Here is a 16017-nt window from a genome sequence, read left to right as displayed (position 1 = left end):
GGCCAGATGCCAAGCTCGTCCCTCCACCCCGACAAGCCCTTTCTGGCCTGTCGGGGCACAACATACAAGCTGCGCAAGCTGCGATGCCCATGCCGGGGCCAACGTGCCACACCCGATCGCGCCTAACGGCGCTCCTACCAACCCGGTGCGTTCGTAGGAGCGGCGAAAGCCGCGATGCCCATGCCCGGGCCAACGTGCCACACCCAATCGCGCCTAACAGCGCTGCTACCAACCCCCGTAAGCGCGCGCTGCGATCAGCCCGCCCCGTCCACGTTGCGCTGGAGCCAGAATTCCAGCAGGGCCAGGTGCCACAGCTTGCTGCCCTTGATGCGGGTGAGGTGGCTCTCGGGGCTGGCCAGCAGCTTCTCGACGTAGGCGCGGCGGTACAGACCGCGCTCGCGGGCGGCCTGCGAGTCGAGGATGTCGCGCATGAACTCGAGGAACTCGCCGCGCACGTACTTGAGGGCCGGCACCGGGAAGTAGCCCTTGGGCCGGTCGATGACACTGTCCGGTATGAGGCCGCGGGCGATCTTTTTCAAGGCGTACTTGCCGCCGTCGCGCAGTTTCAGCTCCGGCGGCATGCGCGCGGCGAGCTCCACCAGCTCGTGGTCGAGAAAGGGCACGCGCGCCTCCAGGCCCCAGGCCATGGTCATGTTGTCCACGCGCTTGACCGGGTCGTCGACGATGAGCGTGGTGGTGTCCAGGCGCAGCACGGCGTCGATGAAGGTCTCGGCCCCGGGCTCGTTCAGCAGCTCCTCGATGAGCACCGAGGTGTGGTCCTCGCCGACGAAGCCGGGCTCCAGCATCTCGGCGAACTCGGCGTGGTCGCGATCGAAGTAGTGGGAACGGAAGCGCTCGAGGTGGCTGCCCCCGGCCGCGTCCATCTGCGGGTACCAGAAATACCCGCCGAAGACCTCGTCCGAGCCCTGCCCGGACTGTACCACCTTGACCTCCTGCGAGACCTGCTCGGAGAGCAGGTAGAAGGCCACGGCGTCCTGCCCGACCATCGGCTCGGTCATGGCGTCCACCGCCTCGGGCAGGCGCCTCAACACCTCGCTGTTGGGGATGTGGTACTTGTAGTGGCGCGTGTTGAAGCGCTCCACCACCTGGTCGGAGTACTCGAACTCGCTGCCCTTCTCCTCGGGCTGGTCCTCGAAGCCGACGGTGAAGGTGCGGATGTCCTCCACCCCGGCCTCGGCCAGCAGCCCCACCAGCAGGCTGGAATCCAGCCCGCCCGAGAGCAGCACGCCCACCGGCACGTCTGCGATGCGCAGGCGCTTGTCGACGGCGTCCTTGAGCGCCTGGTGTATGGCCTCGATCCACTCGGCCTCGGAGCGCGGCTCGGCCGGCCGGGTGGCCTCGAGCCGCCAGTAGCGCGAGAGCCGGGTGCGGCCGTCGGCCTCGACGGTGAGGGTGTGGGCCGGCGGGATCTTGCGCACGCCCTGGAGCACGGTGCGCGGCGCCGGCACCACGGCATGCAGCGAGAACTGGTGATGCAGGGCAACGGGATCGAGCGCGGTGTCCACCCCGCCGGCGGCGAGCAGGGCCTGGATGCTGGAGGCGAAGCGGAAGTGTTCGCCGGTCTGGCTGTAGTACAGCGGCTTGAGGCCCATGCGGTCGCGGGCCACGAACAGGCGGCGCGCGGTCATGTCCCAGATGGCGAAGGCGAACATGCCGTGCAGGCGCTCCACGCAGGCCTCGCCCCACTCGGCATAGGCCTTGAGGATCACCTCGGTGTCGCCGTGGGAGAAGAAGTGATGCCCGGCGCGCTGCAGCTCGTCGCGCAGCCGCGGGTAGTTGTAGATGGTGCCGTTGAACACCAGGGCGAGTCCCAGCTCGGCATCCACCATGGGCTGGCTGGCCTGCACCGAGAGGTCGATGATGGACAGCCGCCGGTGGCCGAAGGCCAGCGCGCCGTCCGAATAGCTGCCCTCGTGGTCCGGGCCGCGGCGCTCCAGCCGGTCCAGCATGCGCCGGATACGGTCGAGCTCGGCGCGGCGCCCGTCCAGACGCAGTTCTCCGCAGATGCCACACATGTCTCGTCAGTCCTTCTGCTGATTGGGTTCGCCCCAGCCGCCCCCGCCCGGGGTCTCGACGCAGAGGCGGTCGCCGGCGGCGGCCTCGCGGCTGATCTTGGGCGGCAGGACCTGGTCGTTGAGGCGGTTGACACCCGGCGCGCCGGGGGCCCCGCCCGCCTGCCCCCAGGGGGCGTGGCGGCGGCGCTCGGTGAGCAGGGTGAAGCGCACGGGGCGCAGGAATTCGTATTCGCGTATCAGGCCGTCGCCCCCGCGCCGCTGCCCGGCGCCCCCCGAACCCCGGCGCAGGGCGTAGCGGCGCACGCGCACAGGATAGCGCATCTCCAGAACCTCCACCGGGGTGTTGCGGGTGTTGGTCATGTGCGTCTGCACGGCCGACAGGCCGCCGCCCGTGGCCCCGGCGCCCATGCCGCCGCCCAGGGTCTCGTAATAGCCCCAGGCCTGCGCGCCGGACTCGCCCATGGCGAGGTTGTTCATGCTGCCCTGGCTGGCGGCCGGGATGCGCCCGGGCAGGGCCTGGCCCAGCGCGCCCATCACCGCGTCCACCACCCGCGAGCTGGTCTCGACGTTGCCGGCGGCCACGGCGGCCGGGCGCCGGGCGTTGAGCAGGCAGCCCTCGGGGGCCGTGAGCACGATCGGGCGGAAGCTGCCGGCGCAGGCCGGGGTCTGTGCCGGCAGCAGGCAGCGCAGCACGTAGAACACGCCGGCGGCGGTCACCGACAGCGGGCAGTTGATGTTGCCGGGCACCTGCCCCGCCGTGCCGGTGAAGTCCACCGCCACCCGGCCGTCGGTCACGGTCACGGCCACCCGGATCGCGATGTCCGCGTGGCCGAGGCCGTCGTCGTCCATCACGTCGGCGTAGCGGTAGGTACCGTCCGGCAGGGCGCGCAGGGCCGACAGCGCGAGGCGCTCGGCGTAGTCGTTGAGCGCGGTCAGGGCCGCGCCATAGGCAGCCAGCCCCATGCCTTCCACCAGCTCGGCCAGGCGCGCAAGGCCGCGCCGGTTGGCGGCGATCTGGGCGGCGAAGTCGCCCTGCGCGTCGCGCGGGTTGCGCGTGGCCTGCGTGATCTTTGCCAGGCGCGCCGCGTTCACCTCCCCGGCCCGCACGATGTGCCCCGGCGGGATCACCAGCCCCTCTTCGTGGAGATCGCGTGAGATCGGCATCGATCCCGGGCTTTCCGCACCGATATCGGCATGATGCGCGCGGTTGGCGACGAACCCGGCCAGCTCGCCGGCCACGAACAGCGGGGCGATGACGGTGACGTCCGGCAGGTGCGTGCCGCCGAGAAAGGGGTCGTTGAGCATCACCATGTCGCCGGGCTGCCAGTCCAGCCCGGCCACCACGTCGGCCATGGCATAGGCCATGCTGCCCAGGTGCACGGGGATGTGGGCGGCCTGGGCGCAGAGCGCGCCGCGGGCGTCGAACACCGCGCAGGAGTAGTCCAGCCGGTCGCGGATGTTGGGCGAGAAGGCCGCGCGGCGCAGCTGCGCGCCCATCTCCTCGCAGACCGCCTCGATGCGGCGGGCGAACAGGCTGAGCTCGATGGGGTCGAGTGCGGGCATGACAGACAGATGAATATGGCTCGGTAAAAAGTGGGCGTTATTGCATTGCCCCGGCGGGCTGTCCTATCTTAACCGGTTTCCGGTTCACGAACCGAGTTTGGAAAATCAACGACATAAGCAGGAGACTATCATGGCCCACGAACTTCCGGATCTGCCCTACGCCAAGAACGCCCTGGAACCCCACGTCTCCGCCGAGACGCTGGAGTACCACTACGGCAAGCACCACGCCGCCTACGTGAACAACCTGAACAACCTGATCCCGGGCACCGAGTTCGAGAACAAGTCGCTCGAGGACATCATCAAGACCGCCCCGGCCGGCGGCGTGTTCAACAACGCGGCCCAGGTGTGGAACCATACGTTCTACTGGAACTGCATGAGCCCGAACGGCGGCGGCGAGCCCACCGGCGCGCTGAGCGAAGCCATCAACAAGGCCTTCGGCTCCTTCGCCGACTTCAAGGAAAAGTTCTCCACCTCCGGTGCCACCAACTTCGGCTCCGGCTGGACCTGGCTGGTGAAGAAGGCCGACGGCTCCGTGGACATCATGAACACCAGCAACGCCGGCTGCCCGCTGACCGAGGGCGTCACCCCGCTGCTGACCATGGATGTGTGGGAACACGCCTACTACATCGACTACCGCAACGCCCGACCGAAGTACATCGAGGCGTTCTGGAACGTCGTGAACTGGGACTTCGTCGCCAAGAACTTCGGCGGCTGAGCCGCAACCCAGGGCATCGACCGAAACGGGCGCCTCGGCAACGGGGCGCCCGTTTTATTTATTGTGGCTTAACAACAAGTTATACTGCGCAGTTCGTCGGCAGCGCAGTGCTGCCTTTTTTCTTTCTGGGAGTGTGAAACGGAATGAACCCGGTACTGATGGCCAACTACGCCCGCCTGCCCGTGGCCTTCGCGCGCGGCGAGGGGGCCTGGCTGTGGGATACGGACGGCGAGGCCTACCTGGACGCCCTGTCCGGCATCGCCGTCTGCGGTCTGGGCCATGCCCACCCGGCGGTGGCCAAGGCCCTGTGCGAGCAGGCAAACACGCTCGTACACACCTCCAACGTGTACCGCATTCCGCGACAGGAGCAGCTCGGCGAGCGCCTGCACGCGCTCACCGGCATGGACCGCGCCTTCTTCTGCAACTCCGGGGCCGAGGCCAACGAGGCCGCGATCAAGCTCGCGCGCCTGCACGGCCACAACAAGGGCATCGCCAACCCGGCCATCGTGGTGATGGAGGGCAGCTTCCACGGCCGCACCCTGGCCACGCTCTCGGCCACCGGCAACGCGAAGATCCAGGCCGGTTTCGAACCCCTGGTCACCGGCTTCATCCGCGTGCCGCATGGCGATCTCGCCGCCATCGAGGCGCTGGCGGACAACCCGGACATCGTCGCCGTGCTGGTCGAGCCCATCACCGGCGAGGGCGGCATCCGCGTGCCGGCGCCGGGCTACCTGCAGGGCATCCGCCGGCTCTGCGATGCGCGCGGCTGGCTGATGATGCTCGACGAGATCCAGACCGGCGTCGGCCGCACCGGCCGCTGGTTCGCCTATCAGCACGAGGACGTGCTGCCTGACGTGCTGTCGCTGGCCAAGGGCCTGGGCAACGGCGTGCCCATCGGCGCCTGCCTGGCGCGCGGCGCGGCGGCCGAGGTCTTCGGCCCGGGCACCCACGGCAGCACCTTCGGCGGCAACCCGCTGGTCTGTGCTGCCGCACTGGCCGTGCTGCACACCATCGAGCAGGACGACCTGGTTGCCCACGCCGAACAGATGGGTGCCTACCTGCTCGAGGGCTTTTGCGCGCGCCTGGGCGACCTCGCCGGCGTGAAGGAGATCCGCGGCAAGGGCCTGATGCTCGGCATCGAGCTCGACCGCCCCTGCCCCGAACTGGTGAAACTGGCGCTGGAGAAGCGCCTGCTCATCAACGTGACGGCCGGCAGCGTGATTCGCCTGCTGCCGCCGCTGATCCTGAACCGTGACGAGGCGGACCGTATCCTGGATACGGTGGATGCGCTGGTGCGCGACTTTCTCGCCGCCTGAATGGCCGCCCGAGACACGAGGAGACCGTGATGACCGTTAGACATTTCCTGACCCTGCTGGACCTCTCGGCCGACGAGCTGCGCCAGGTGATCCACCGCGCCACCGAACTCAAGGCGATGCAGAAGCGCCGCGAACTCTACGAGCCGCTGAAGAACCGCACCCTGGGGATGATCTTCGAGAAGTCCTCCACGCGCACCCGCGTCTCCTTCGAGGTGGGCATGGCGCAGTTCGGCGGTCACGCGCTGTTCCTCTCGCCGCGCGACACCCAGCTGGGCCGCGGCGAGCCCATCGAGGACACGGCCCGCGTGCTCTCGCGCATGGTCGACGGCATCATGATCCGCACCTTCGAACACGACAAGATCGTGCGCTTCGCCGAGCACTCCGACGTGCCGGTGATCAACGGGCTCACCGACCTGGTTCACCCCTGCCAGCTGCTCGCCGACCTGCAGACCTACTTCGAGCACCGCGGCGACATTGAGGGCAGGACCGTCACCTGGGTGGGCGACGGCAACAACATGTGCCATTCCTGGATCAACGCCGCGCGGCTGCTGGGCTTCAAGCTCAACGTGGCCTGCCCCGAGGGCTACGACCCGCTGCCCGAGTTCGTCGAGCCGGCCGGCGAGAGCGTGACGATCTTCCGCGATCCGCGCGCCGCCTGTGAGGGCGTGGACCTGGTGGTCACCGACGTATGGGCCAGCATGGGCCAGGAAGAGGAACAGACCCAGCGCCGCCGCGCCTTCGGCGACTTCCAGGTGAACGCCGAGCTGATGCTCAAGGCGAAGACCGACGCCCTGTTCATGCACTGCCTGCCGGCGCATCGCGAGGAAGAGGTGAGCACCGAGGTGCTGGAAGGCGGCCAGAGCGTGGTGTGGGACGAGGCCGAGAACCGCCTGCACGCGCAGAAGGCCCTGCTCGAGTTCCTGATGGCCGACAAGGCCTGAGCGGGACAACCATGGCCCGCCGCAAGGCCCAGCCCCGCCTGCGCGTCCTGCTCGGCGCGGCCACCGCCATGGGGCCGGGCAAGGCCGACCTGCTCGAGGCCATCGAGGCCACCGGCTCCATCTCCGCGGCGGCGCGCGAGATGGGCATGTCCTACCGCCGCGCCTGGCAGCTGGTCGACACCCTGAACCAGAGCTTTCGCGAACCCGTGGTGACCAAGGCCACCGGCGGCAGCGGCGGCGGCGGCGCACAGGTCACGGACTTCGGCCGCGACGTGCTGGCACGCTACCGGCAGATGGAAGCGACCGCGCAGCAGGCCGTCGAGGCCGAGATGAAGGCCTTCGCCCGCCTCCTCAGGCCCGCCGGCGATTGACCCTGGCACGCCCCTGATCCGGGGCACCGGGTGCTTGCAATCGCGCTATGCATGACAGAATATAGCGACTGACCGATCCGCTTTCGTTGGCGGATTTTTTATGACGCGTCGCTATATTCCAATAAATACAACGGAAGCACTCATGCAGCATTCGCTCGAGATCAGTCAACCGGCCGCCCGCGAACTCATGGATCTCGGCCTCGGCACGCTCATCGACATCCGCCAGCCCTTCGAACTGATGCTCGAAGGCGAGATCGCGGGGGCCGTTCCGGTTCCCCTGTTCCAGTTCAAGCAGCTGCTCGGCCAGGCCCTGAGCGCCGAGGAGCAGGAACTGCTCGATGCCGACGAACCGGACGAACGCGACATCCGTCATTTCCTCGCCCTGATCAACGCCCAGCACCTCGAGGGGGACCGTATCCTGCTGTGCATCTGCAACAGCGGCCGGCGCAGCCTGCACGCGGCGCAACTCCTGCGCGACCTGGGCTATCGCCGCAGTCTCTCGGTACGCGGCGGCATCCGCAGCTGGCACGATGGCGATATCGAGACCAACTGACAAACATCACGCCCATCCAAGAACGAAGAAAACAAAAGGGAGAAAAATGTTTTCCCGCAAGAAACTTGCCGCCCTCTTTGCAGCCATCACGCTGACGCTGGCACAGGGCCAGGCCATGGCCGATGAGATCCTCGTCGCCGTCGCCTCCAACTTCACCGGTGCGATCAAGGCGCTCGCCGCGCGCTTCGAACAGGAAACCGGCCACGCCGTGGTGCTGAGCTTCGGCTCCACCGGCAAGCACTACGCACAGATTCGTCACGGCGCGCCCTACCATGCCTTCTTCGCCGCCGACGTGCAGCGACCCCGGCTGCTGGAGGAAGAGGAACGGATCGTACCGGGCAGCCGCCACACCTATGCCTTCGGAAGGCTCGTGCTCTGGAGCCTGCAGGCAGACCGCGTGGACACGCAGGGCAAGGTGCTGGCGACTGACGGCTTCGCACGCCTGGCCGTCGCCAACCCCCGCCTGGCCCCTTACGGCACGGCTGCCCAGCAGGTACTCGAGGCACGCGGCCTCTGGGATACCCTGCAGCCCCGCCTGGTGCGCGGCGAGAACATCGGCCAGACCTACCAGTACGTACAAAGCGGCGCGGCCGAACTCGGCTTCGTCGCCTACTCGCAGATCCGCACGCCCGACACCGAACCGGCCGGCAGCGCCTGGATCGTGCCAGAAGACCTCTACGCCCCCATCGAGCAACAGGCCGTGCTGCTGAAGGACACGCCCACGGCACGCGCCTTCATGGCATTCATGCGCAGCGAAGAAGCGGCAGGCATCATCGAGGGTTATGGCTACGGCGTGGCCCGCGAGTGACTGATTCTTGCCACAGAGGGCACAGAGTAAAAGCGGTTCCTGTAGGAGCGCCGCGAGGCGCGATGAGGATTGGCACTTTTCCCTGCATGGGCATCGCGCCTTGCAGCGCTCCTACGACAATTCATGCACCGCCTTATCTCTGTGACCTCTGTGCCCTCTGTGGCAATTAGCCTTTTCGACTAACACCTAACGCTTAAAAGACCAATGCTCCTGGAATCCGACTGGACCGCTCTCTGGATCACCTTCAGGCTCGCCGCACTCACCACGGTGATCCTGATGCTCATCGGCATCCCGCTGGCCTGGTGGCTGGCGTTCTCTGCCTCACGCGCGAAGGTACTGGTCGAGGCCGTCGTCGCCCTCCCGCTGGTGCTGCCGCCGACGGTGCTCGGTTTCTACCTGCTGGTCACGCTCTCGCCCGAGGGCCCGGTGGGTTCGATGGTAGGGGCACTGGGCGGGCCGACCCTGGTGTTCAGTTTCACGGGGCTCGTCGTCGGCTCGGTGATCTACTCGCTCCCCTTCGCCGTGCAGCCTCTGCAGAACGCCTTCGCCGCCATGGGCCGCGTGCCGCTGGAGGCCGCCGCCACCCTGCGCGCCGGCTGGTGGGACCGGCTCTTCACGGTGGCCCTGCCGCTGTGCCGCCGCGGGGTGCTCACGGCGATCACCCTGAGCTTCGCCCACACGGTCGGCGAGTTCGGCGTGGTGCTGATGATCGGCGGCAACATCCCGGGACAGACCCAGGTCGTCTCCATCGCCATCTACGAGCATGTCGAGTCGCTGCAGTACACGCAGGCACACATCCTGTCCGCCGGGCTGCTGATCTTCTCCTTCCTGCTGATGCTCGCCATCTACGGGCTCAACCGCCGCTTCACGGTGAAACCGGCATGAGACTGATCGCACGCTTTCGCCTGGAGCGCCGCGCGGGCTTCAGCCTGTCCACCGACCTGGACCTGCCCTGTCGCGGGGTGACGGCCATCTTCGGCGAATCCGGTTCGGGCAAGACCACGCTGCTGCGCTGCATCGCCGGCCTCGAACGCGCCGGACACGGCCTGCTCAGGCTGGGTAACGCGGTCTGGCAGGATGACGCGCGCGGCCTGTTCCTGCCCACGCACCGCCGCCCGCTCGGCTACGTATTCCAGCATGCCGCGCTGTTCGATCACCTGAGCGTGGCGGGCAATCTCGACTACGCCCTCAGGCGCACGCCGAGGGACCGGCGGCGTGTCGACCGCGACGACATCGTCGAACTGCTCGGCCTGCGCACACTGCTCGACCAGTCGGCGCCCGCACTCTCCGGCGGCGAACGCCAGCGCGTGGGCATGGCCCGCGCGCTGCTGACCAGCCCGTCGCTGCTGTTGATGGACGAGCCGCTGGCCGCCCTCGACGAGCGCAACAAGCGCGAGATCCTGCCCTACCTGGAACGCCTGCATCGCGAACTCGAGATTCCGGTGCTGTACGTGAGCCATTCGGTGGAGGAGGTCGCGCGACTGGCGGATCACGTGGTGCTGATGGACGGCGGCCACGTGCAGGGTGCCGGGCCGATCGGCGAGATGCTGTCCGCCCCCGGGCTCGCGCTGGCACGCGACCGGCTGGCAACCAGCATCTTCGAGGCGCGCAGCGAGGGTTATGACGAGACGAGCGGACTGAGTCGCCTGCAGAGTGGCATCGGCGCACTGTACGTGGCACAGCGCCTGGACCGCGACATACGCTGTCGCCTGCGCATCCAGGCCCGGGATGTCGGCATCGCACGACACCCTCCTGTGGAGACCAGCATCGTGAACTGCCTGCCGACCACCCTGCGGGGCATCGAGCCCCAGGGCGAGCACGAGGTATTGCTGCGACTCGGCGGCGACGGGCAGCTGCTCGCCCTCATCACGCGCCATTCCTGCCGGCAGCTGGCGCTGGCGCCCGGCCAGGAGGTCTACGCCCTGATCAAGTCGGTGGCCGTGGAGGCCTGAACGCAGACCGGGCCCCATTCGGGGCCCGGTCTGCTGTCGGGAATGACGTCGGCTCAGGTCACCGACTTCACCTCCGCCTCCATCTGCTCGAAGGTGGTGTGGCGCACGTCCTTGCCGAGCACCATGAACACCACGTATTCGCAGATGTTGCGCGCGTGATCGCCGATGCGCTCGATGGCACGGGCCGCCCACATGATGTCGATGACATGACGAATACAGCGCGGGTCTTCCATCATGACGGTGATCAGCTGACGGATGAGTCCCTCGTATTCCTGGTCGATCCCGGCGTCCTGACGGGCCACCTTGAGCGCCGCCTCGACGTCGAAACGCGCATAGGCATCCAGGGCATCGTGCAGCATGGCACGGGCATGCTCACCCAGGTGGCGGATCGCCGAATAGCTGCTGCTGTTGACCGTGTTCTCCTCACCGAGATTCGCGGCGATGCGGCCGATCTTCTCGGCCTCGTCACCCATGCGCTCGAGATCGGTGATGGTCTTGATGATGGCCACGATCAGGCGCAGGTCGCTGGCCGCCGGCTGGCGTCGCGCGATGATCTGGGCGCATTCCTCGTCGATCTCCACCTCCAGCGAGTTGATCTTGTAGTCGCTGGTGGCCACGGTATCGCCGAGTTCGCTGTTGCCGGTGACCAGCGCCTCGATGGCATCGCCGATCGCCTTCTCCACCAGACCGCCCATGGCGAGAACCATGTTGCGCACACCTTCCAGTTCCTCATTGAACTGCTGCGAGATGTGATGCGTGATGTCTCTTTTGTCCATTGCCAACTCCGTTGCGATGCGGCTCAGCCGTAGCGGCCGGTGATGTAGTCTTCGGTCTGACGATTCTTCGGATTCGTGAACAGGCGATCCGTGGCATCGTATTCGATCAGCTTGCCCAGGTACATGAAGGCCGTGTAATCGGACACGCGCGCGGCCTGCTGCATGTTGTGGGTGACGATCACGATGGTATAGGTCGACTTCAGCTCGTAGATCAGCTCCTCGATCTTGAGCGTAGAGATCGGATCGAGCGCCGAGGCCGGCTCATCGAGCAGCAGCACCTCCGGCTGCACGGCGATGGCACGCGCAATCACCAGGCGCTGCTGCTGACCGCCGGAGAGACCGAAGGCGCTGTCGTTCAGGCGATCCTTCACCTCGTCCCACAGCGCCGCACCCTTCAGTGCCCACTCGACCACATCATCGAGCGTACCGCGATTGTTGATGCCCTGCAGACGCAGTCCGTAGGCGACGTTCTCGTAGACGGACTTGGGGAACGGATTGGGCTTCTGGAACACCATGCCCACGCGACGGCGCAGATCCGGCACGTTGACAGTGCGGGAGTTGATCTCCTCGCCATCGAGCAGGATGCTGCCATCGATATTCACGCCGTCGACCAGGTCGTTCATGCGGTTGAAGCAGCGCAGCAGCGTCGACTTGCCGCAGCCGGAGGGCCCGATATAGGCCGTCACGCGCTTGCGCGGGATCTGCATGTGGATGTCGTGCAGGGCCTGCTTTTCGCCGTAATAGAGATTCAGCCCCTTTACTTCAAGGCAGATGTCCTCCCGCTCGAGACTGAGCTCCGGCCCGCGCTGCTTGAGCGAGCCGATGTCGACGCCGTGGGTCATGGTCTGATTGTCATTCATAGCCTTTGCCTTGCGGGTGCGGATCAGTTCTCGAGTTCGCGGTACTTCTCGCGCAGCCGGTTACGGATGGCGATGGCGAACAGATTGAGCACGATGATGATGATAACGAGCAGCAACGCGGTGGCATAGACCAGCGGACGCGCCGCCTCGACGTTCGGGCTCTGGAAGCCGACGTCGTAGATGTGGAAGCCCAGGTGCATGAACTTGCGCTCCAGGTGCAGGAACGGGAAGTTGCCGTCCACGGCCAGCGAGGGCGCGAGCTTGACCACGCCGACCAGCATCAGCGGCGCCACCTCGCCGGCGGCACGCGCCACCGCGAGGATCAGACCGGTCATGATGGCGGGACTGGTCATGGGCAGCACGGTGCGCCACAGGGTCTCGGCCTTGGTCGCACCCAGCGCCAGACTGCCCTCGCGGATGGAACGCGGAATGCGCGACAGCCCCTCCTCGGTGGAGACGATCACCACCGGCAGGGTGAGCAGTGCCAGGGTGAGCGAGGCCCAGATCATGCCGGGCGTACCGAACACCGGTGCAGGCGCCGCCTCGGGATAGAACAGACGGTCGATGTTGCCGCCGAGGAAGTACACGAAGAAGCCCAGGCCGAACACACCGTAGACGATCGAAGGCACACCCGCCAGGTTGTTCACGGCGATGCGGATGGTGCGCACCAGCGGGCCCTGCTTGGCGTACTCACGCAGATAGACGGCCGCGACCACGCCCAGTGGCGTGACCAGCACCGCCATCACCAGCACCATCATGACCGTGCCGAAGATGGCCGGGAAGATGCCGCCCTCGGTGTTCGCCTCGCGCGGCTCGCCGGAGACGAAGTTCCACAACTGGCCGAGATAGAAGCCGATCTTCTGCGCGAGATTCATCGCATTCGGGCGATAGGCCTGGATCACGCGCTCCATGGGCACCTCGAGCACGCGCCCATCCTGGATCTCGGCCGTGAAACTGTCGCGGCGGATTTCTTCGTACAGGGCGTTGAGTTCGGTATAGAGCTCGTTGTAACGCGCATCCAGAACCGCGCGCTGGCTGTCGATGCGGGCGAGATTTTCCGGGCTGTCCTCGCCCTCGAGCTCCAGGCGTCGCTTGGCCAGACGCAGCTTTTCGATCTCGTAGTTGATCTCGCCGATTGCGTATTTCTCAATGTCGCGGATGTCATCGCGCAGTGCGCTGACCCGGTCGATGCGCGCCTGCAGCGCTTCCCAGGCCGCCTCGCCACTGGCGACCACGTTGCCGGCTTCCTTCACCTCGCGCAGGTAACCATAGAGGTTGCCGTATTCGGTACGCTCGACGGCGATCAGGTCGCGCGGGCGATCACGCGCGACCACCAGCGGCTCGACGATGTTGCGGAAGTCGACCCCGTAGGCATCGCGGTTGCCGATCTTCATCAGGTAGCGCGTCACCTTGAGCTTGTCTGTCTCCAGCGGAATGCCGGAGTCGATCAGGCGCTGGGTATCCACCAGCTCCTCGCCCTGCACCTCGCCGATGATGCGCACCTCCTCACCCTGCCACTGGTAGCGCACTTCCTCGATGGCGTGCGGCCAGAAGTGGCCGAGCCCGCGCACCGCGATCAGCAGCAGCAGCCCGACCACCATGATGACCGAGGCCCCTACGGCAGCGGCGTTGAGCCAGATCCAGGGTTCACCCGAGGCAAACCATTTCTTGATGTCTTTGATCATTGATCTTCCGGTTTTCTGGCGACGATCAGAGTGACGCGTATTTCCTGCGCAGACGCTGACGGATCAGCTCTGCCAGGGTGTTGAGCACGAAGGTGAAGAGGAACAGCACCAGGGCCGCCAGGAACAGCGTCCGGTAATGGGTGCTGCCCACCGCCGACTCCGGCATCTCCACCGCGATGTTGGCCGAGAGCGTGCGCATGCCTTCGAAGATGTTCCAGTCCATCACGGCGGTGTTGCCGGTGGCCATCAGCACGATCATGGTCTCGCCCACCGCACGCCCGAGACCGATCATCACGCCGGAGAAGATACCGGGGCTGGCACTCGGCAGCACCACGCGGGTGAGCGTCTGCCAGGGCGTGGCGCCCAGCGCCAGAGAACCGTTGGTGAGGTGCTTGGGCACACCGAAGATCGCGTCCTCGGTGATGGAGAAGATGGTCGGAATGACGGCAAAGCCCATGGCAAAGCCCACCACGATGGCGTTGCGCTGGTCGAAGTCGATGCCCGCCTCGTTGGTCAGCCAGCTGCGCATGTTGCCGCCGAACAGCCAGGACTCCACCGGCGAGCTCAGCGCGATGCTGAGCCAGCCGACCAGCGCCAGCACCGGGATGATGATCAGCGGCTGCCAGCCACCGGGGATGCGGCTCTTGAGATCGCGCGGGAGCCTGTGCCAGGCATAGGCGAACAACAGCACGCCCAGCGGCAGCCCCACCAGCAGCATGAAGATGCCCGGCAGGTTTTCCTCGACGAAGGGGGCGAACCACAGGCCGGCGAGGAAGCCGAGGATGACGGTGGGCAGGGCCTCCATGATCTCGATGGTCGGCTTGACGGTCTGCCGCAGCTTCGGGTTCATGAAGTAGGCGGTGAAGATCGCGCCCATGATCGCCAGCGGCATGGCGATGATCATGGCGTAGAAGGCCGCCTTCAGGGTGCCGAAGGCCAGGGGCGAGAGGCTGTACTTGGGCTCGAAGTCCTGGTTGGCTGCCGAGGACTGCCACACGTAGTCAGGCTCCGGATAGCTCTCGTACCAGACCTCCTGCCAGAGGGCCGAGAAGGAGACATCCGGATGCTTGTTGTCCACGTCCCAGACATGCATCTGCTCGTCGCGCGTGGCCACCAGCAGGTGGTCACTGCGCGGACCGATGCCCATGGCGGTGACCAGGCCATCGACGGCCTGGCGCTGCATCAGCACCGTGCGCTCGGCCGTGGTGTGGAAGATGCCGAGGTCGCCCTGCTCGTCCATGGCGAGGAAGCCCTTGCGCTGCGGCTCCATGGCGAAATAGCGGATCGCCCCCTCGTGTTCGTGGAACGCACGCACGAAGGCCAGGGCGTAACGGTTGTTGGCATCGCGCAGACCGAACCACTGCTCGATGCGCCCGTCCGAGGTGCCGATGATCACCGAGATGCCGCCCATGAGCATCTTCATGGCCGTGATGCGCTCGTTCCCCCGGCGCACGACCTTGGAATCCGCGACATAGGGATTCTCGGTATCGGCGACGTTGATGAGGTACAGCGTCCCGGCCTCGTCGGCGGCGAAGATCCAGCGCAGGTCGAGGCTCAGGCTGACGAAGGAGACGGTGGTGGGCAGGCTGGGCAGCACCGCCTCGTAGGGCGTGACCTCCACGTCGCCCATCAGCGACTCCTCCACCTCGTAGCGGGTGTAGAGCAGGCGGCCGTCCAGCGTCTCGGCGGCGATGGCCGTGGCGCCGTCGCCCTGGTTCATGATGGCGATGCGGTCGATGGCGATGCCGTCGCGGTCGATGACCAGCGGCACCTCGCCCAGGGGGTATTCGATGCGCGGGGTGATCAGGCGCTGGTTGTTCGGGTAGGTGACGCGGTAGCGGTGCTTCACCACCAGCGCGGTGCCGTCGCTGAGGCCAAGGGCCACCTCGCCGCTGCCCGGCACGCCCTCGGCCACGCTGGAGACGAAGACGTCTGCGGGCAGGGGAAGATCGACGGTGTCGCGCACGGCGCCGTCGGCCACCGAGAAGAACACTGCCTCGCCTTGGTCGGTGAAGCGCACGCCCACCTCGCCCTGCTCCTCCATGGCCACCAGCAGCGTCTTGCCGCCGCCCGGTGCCGCGTAGCCCCCGCGGGCCTCGATGTCGGCCGGCAGGAACATCGGTACGACCACGTAGAACAGATAGAAGGCGATCAGCACCACCGCGAGGATGACACTGATCCCCCCCACGCCGATGGCATAGCGGGCAAAGTGGTCCTTGCCCTGGCGGATACGGCGCCGGCGCACGGCGGCGGGCGCGTTGGGATCGGGGATGACCGAAGTCACCTGGGGCGATGTCTCGTTCATAGGGCGCAGAGCTTAGGGAAGGAATATGACGTTAATATGACAGCCACCGGCCGGTTTGCCGTAGCGAGCATAGCCGAGAACCGGGAGCCTGACACGCCGCTGTCATATTTCATCGCCCGCCGACACGATCTGACGC

General features: G+C 66.7%; 14 protein-coding genes. 8 read left to right on the top strand and 6 right to left on the bottom strand.

Going from position 1 to position 16017, the window contains the following annotated elements; all coding sequences use genetic code 11:
• Positions 1 to 254: 254 nt before the first annotated feature.
• Both HUJ28_13845 and HUJ28_13840 read right to left on the bottom strand, forming a co-directional pair.
• Complete coding sequence (locus tag HUJ28_13845) at positions 255 to 2036, bottom strand: N-acetylglutaminylglutamine amidotransferase (GenBank protein MBD3620549.1); 1782 nt, start codon at positions 2034 to 2036, stop codon at positions 255 to 257.
• A 6-nt stretch (positions 2037 to 2042) separates the two neighbouring features.
• Entirely contained in the window at positions 2043 to 3599 is a 1557-nt protein-coding gene (locus HUJ28_13840; GenBank protein MBD3620548.1) for a hydantoinase B/oxoprolinase family protein, read from the bottom strand.
• A gap of 130 nt (positions 3600 to 3729) precedes the next feature.
• Here HUJ28_13840 and sodB point away from each other — a divergent pair, with 130 nt between their 5' ends.
• The 8 genes from sodB to modC all read left to right on the top strand — a co-directional run bounded on the left by sodB (position 3730) and on the right by modC (position 10255).
• Positions 3730 to 4314 (top strand): superoxide dismutase [Fe], encoded by a 585-nt coding sequence (gene sodB, locus HUJ28_13835; protein ID MBD3620547.1) that lies wholly within the window; start codon positions 3730 to 3732, stop codon positions 4312 to 4314.
• Between the two features lie 143 nt (positions 4315 to 4457).
• Positions 4458 to 5630: an acetylornithine transaminase gene (locus HUJ28_13830; GenBank protein ID MBD3620546.1), complete on the top strand. Its 1173-nt coding sequence runs from the start codon at positions 4458 to 4460 to the stop codon at positions 5628 to 5630.
• A 29-nt stretch (positions 5631 to 5659) separates the two neighbouring features.
• Positions 5660 to 6571, top strand: coding sequence for an ornithine carbamoyltransferase (gene argF / locus HUJ28_13825; GenBank protein MBD3620545.1), 912 nt, complete (start codon positions 5660 to 5662; stop codon positions 6569 to 6571).
• An 11-nt stretch (positions 6572 to 6582) separates the two neighbouring features.
• Entirely contained in the window at positions 6583 to 6942 is a 360-nt protein-coding gene (locus tag HUJ28_13820; protein ID MBD3620544.1) for a LysR family transcriptional regulator, read from the top strand.
• A 142-nt stretch (positions 6943 to 7084) separates the two neighbouring features.
• Entirely contained in the window at positions 7085 to 7495 is a 411-nt protein-coding gene (locus tag HUJ28_13815) for a rhodanese-like domain-containing protein (GenBank protein MBD3620543.1), read from the top strand.
• 46 nt (positions 7496 to 7541) lie between these two features.
• Positions 7542 to 8303: a molybdate ABC transporter substrate-binding protein gene (gene modA, locus HUJ28_13810; GenBank protein MBD3620542.1), complete on the top strand. Its 762-nt coding sequence runs from the start codon at positions 7542 to 7544 to the stop codon at positions 8301 to 8303.
• Between the two features lie 204 nt (positions 8304 to 8507).
• Complete coding sequence (modB, locus tag HUJ28_13805; protein MBD3620541.1) at positions 8508 to 9188, top strand: molybdate ABC transporter permease subunit; 681 nt, start codon at positions 8508 to 8510, stop codon at positions 9186 to 9188.
• A complete protein-coding gene (gene modC, locus HUJ28_13800) occupies positions 9185 to 10255 on the top strand; it encodes a molybdenum ABC transporter ATP-binding protein (protein ID MBD3620540.1) in 1071 nt (356 codons plus the stop codon). The genes modB and modC overlap by 4 nt, the downstream gene beginning before the upstream one ends.
• 53 nt (positions 10256 to 10308) lie before the next feature.
• Here modC and phoU read toward each other — a convergent pair whose 3' ends face one another.
• From phoU to HUJ28_13780, 4 genes are read right to left on the bottom strand one after another with little or no spacing between them, the layout of a single operon-like run.
• Entirely contained in the window at positions 10309 to 11031 is a 723-nt protein-coding gene (phoU, locus tag HUJ28_13795) for a phosphate signaling complex protein PhoU (GenBank protein ID MBD3620539.1), read from the bottom strand.
• Positions 11032 to 11054: 23 nt separating this feature from the next.
• Positions 11055 to 11891, bottom strand: coding sequence for a phosphate ABC transporter ATP-binding protein (locus tag HUJ28_13790; GenBank protein ID MBD3620538.1), 837 nt, complete (start codon positions 11889 to 11891; stop codon positions 11055 to 11057).
• A 23-nt stretch (positions 11892 to 11914) separates the two neighbouring features.
• On the bottom strand, positions 11915 to 13576 hold the full coding sequence (pstA, locus tag HUJ28_13785; protein ID MBD3620537.1) for a phosphate ABC transporter permease PstA: 1662 nt from the start codon (positions 13574 to 13576) through the stop codon (positions 11915 to 11917).
• A gap of 25 nt (positions 13577 to 13601) precedes the next feature.
• Positions 13602 to 15881 (bottom strand): ABC transporter permease subunit, encoded by a 2280-nt coding sequence (locus tag HUJ28_13780; protein MBD3620536.1) that lies wholly within the window; start codon positions 15879 to 15881, stop codon positions 13602 to 13604.
• Positions 15882 to 16017 lie beyond the last annotated feature (136 nt).

This window comes from Chromatiales bacterium, assembly GCA_014762505.1.
GTDB lineage: Bacteria > Pseudomonadota > Gammaproteobacteria > SpSt-1174 > SpSt-1174 > SpSt-1174.
The sequence above is the reverse complement of the archived record's forward strand: the minus strand, read 5'-3'. Positions and strand labels throughout refer to the sequence as shown.

Bases quoted from the DNA above. Each gene is read 5' to 3' on its own strand.
- HUJ28_13780 (MBD3620536.1), bottom strand. From the start codon at position 15,881: ATGAACGAGACATCGCCCCAGGTGACTTCGGTCATCCCCGATCCCAAC.
- HUJ28_13845 (MBD3620549.1), bottom strand. From the start codon at position 2,036: ATGTGTGGCATCTGCGGAGAACTGCGTCTGGACGGGCGCCGCGCCGAG.
- HUJ28_13840 (MBD3620548.1), bottom strand. From the start codon at position 3,599: ATGCCCGCACTCGACCCCATCGAGCTCAGCCTGTTCGCCCGCCGCATC.
- HUJ28_13790 (MBD3620538.1), bottom strand. From the start codon at position 11,891: ATGAATGACAATCAGACCATGACCCACGGCGTCGACATCGGCTCGCTC.
- modA (MBD3620542.1), top strand. From the start codon at position 7,542: ATGTTTTCCCGCAAGAAACTTGCCGCCCTCTTTGCAGCCATCACGCTG.
- HUJ28_13830 (MBD3620546.1), top strand. From the start codon at position 4,458: ATGAACCCGGTACTGATGGCCAACTACGCCCGCCTGCCCGTGGCCTTC.
- argF (MBD3620545.1), top strand. From the start codon at position 5,660: ATGACCGTTAGACATTTCCTGACCCTGCTGGACCTCTCGGCCGACGAG.
- sodB (MBD3620547.1), top strand. From the start codon at position 3,730: ATGGCCCACGAACTTCCGGATCTGCCCTACGCCAAGAACGCCCTGGAA.
- modC (MBD3620540.1), top strand. From the start codon at position 9,185: ATGAGACTGATCGCACGCTTTCGCCTGGAGCGCCGCGCGGGCTTCAGC.
- phoU (MBD3620539.1), bottom strand. From the start codon at position 11,031: ATGGACAAAAGAGACATCACGCATCACATCTCGCAGCAGTTCAATGAG.
- HUJ28_13815 (MBD3620543.1), top strand. From the start codon at position 7,085: ATGCAGCATTCGCTCGAGATCAGTCAACCGGCCGCCCGCGAACTCATG.
- modB (MBD3620541.1), top strand. From the start codon at position 8,508: ATGCTCCTGGAATCCGACTGGACCGCTCTCTGGATCACCTTCAGGCTC.
- pstA (MBD3620537.1), bottom strand. From the start codon at position 13,576: ATGATCAAAGACATCAAGAAATGGTTTGCCTCGGGTGAACCCTGGATC.
- HUJ28_13820 (MBD3620544.1), top strand. From the start codon at position 6,583: ATGGCCCGCCGCAAGGCCCAGCCCCGCCTGCGCGTCCTGCTCGGCGCG.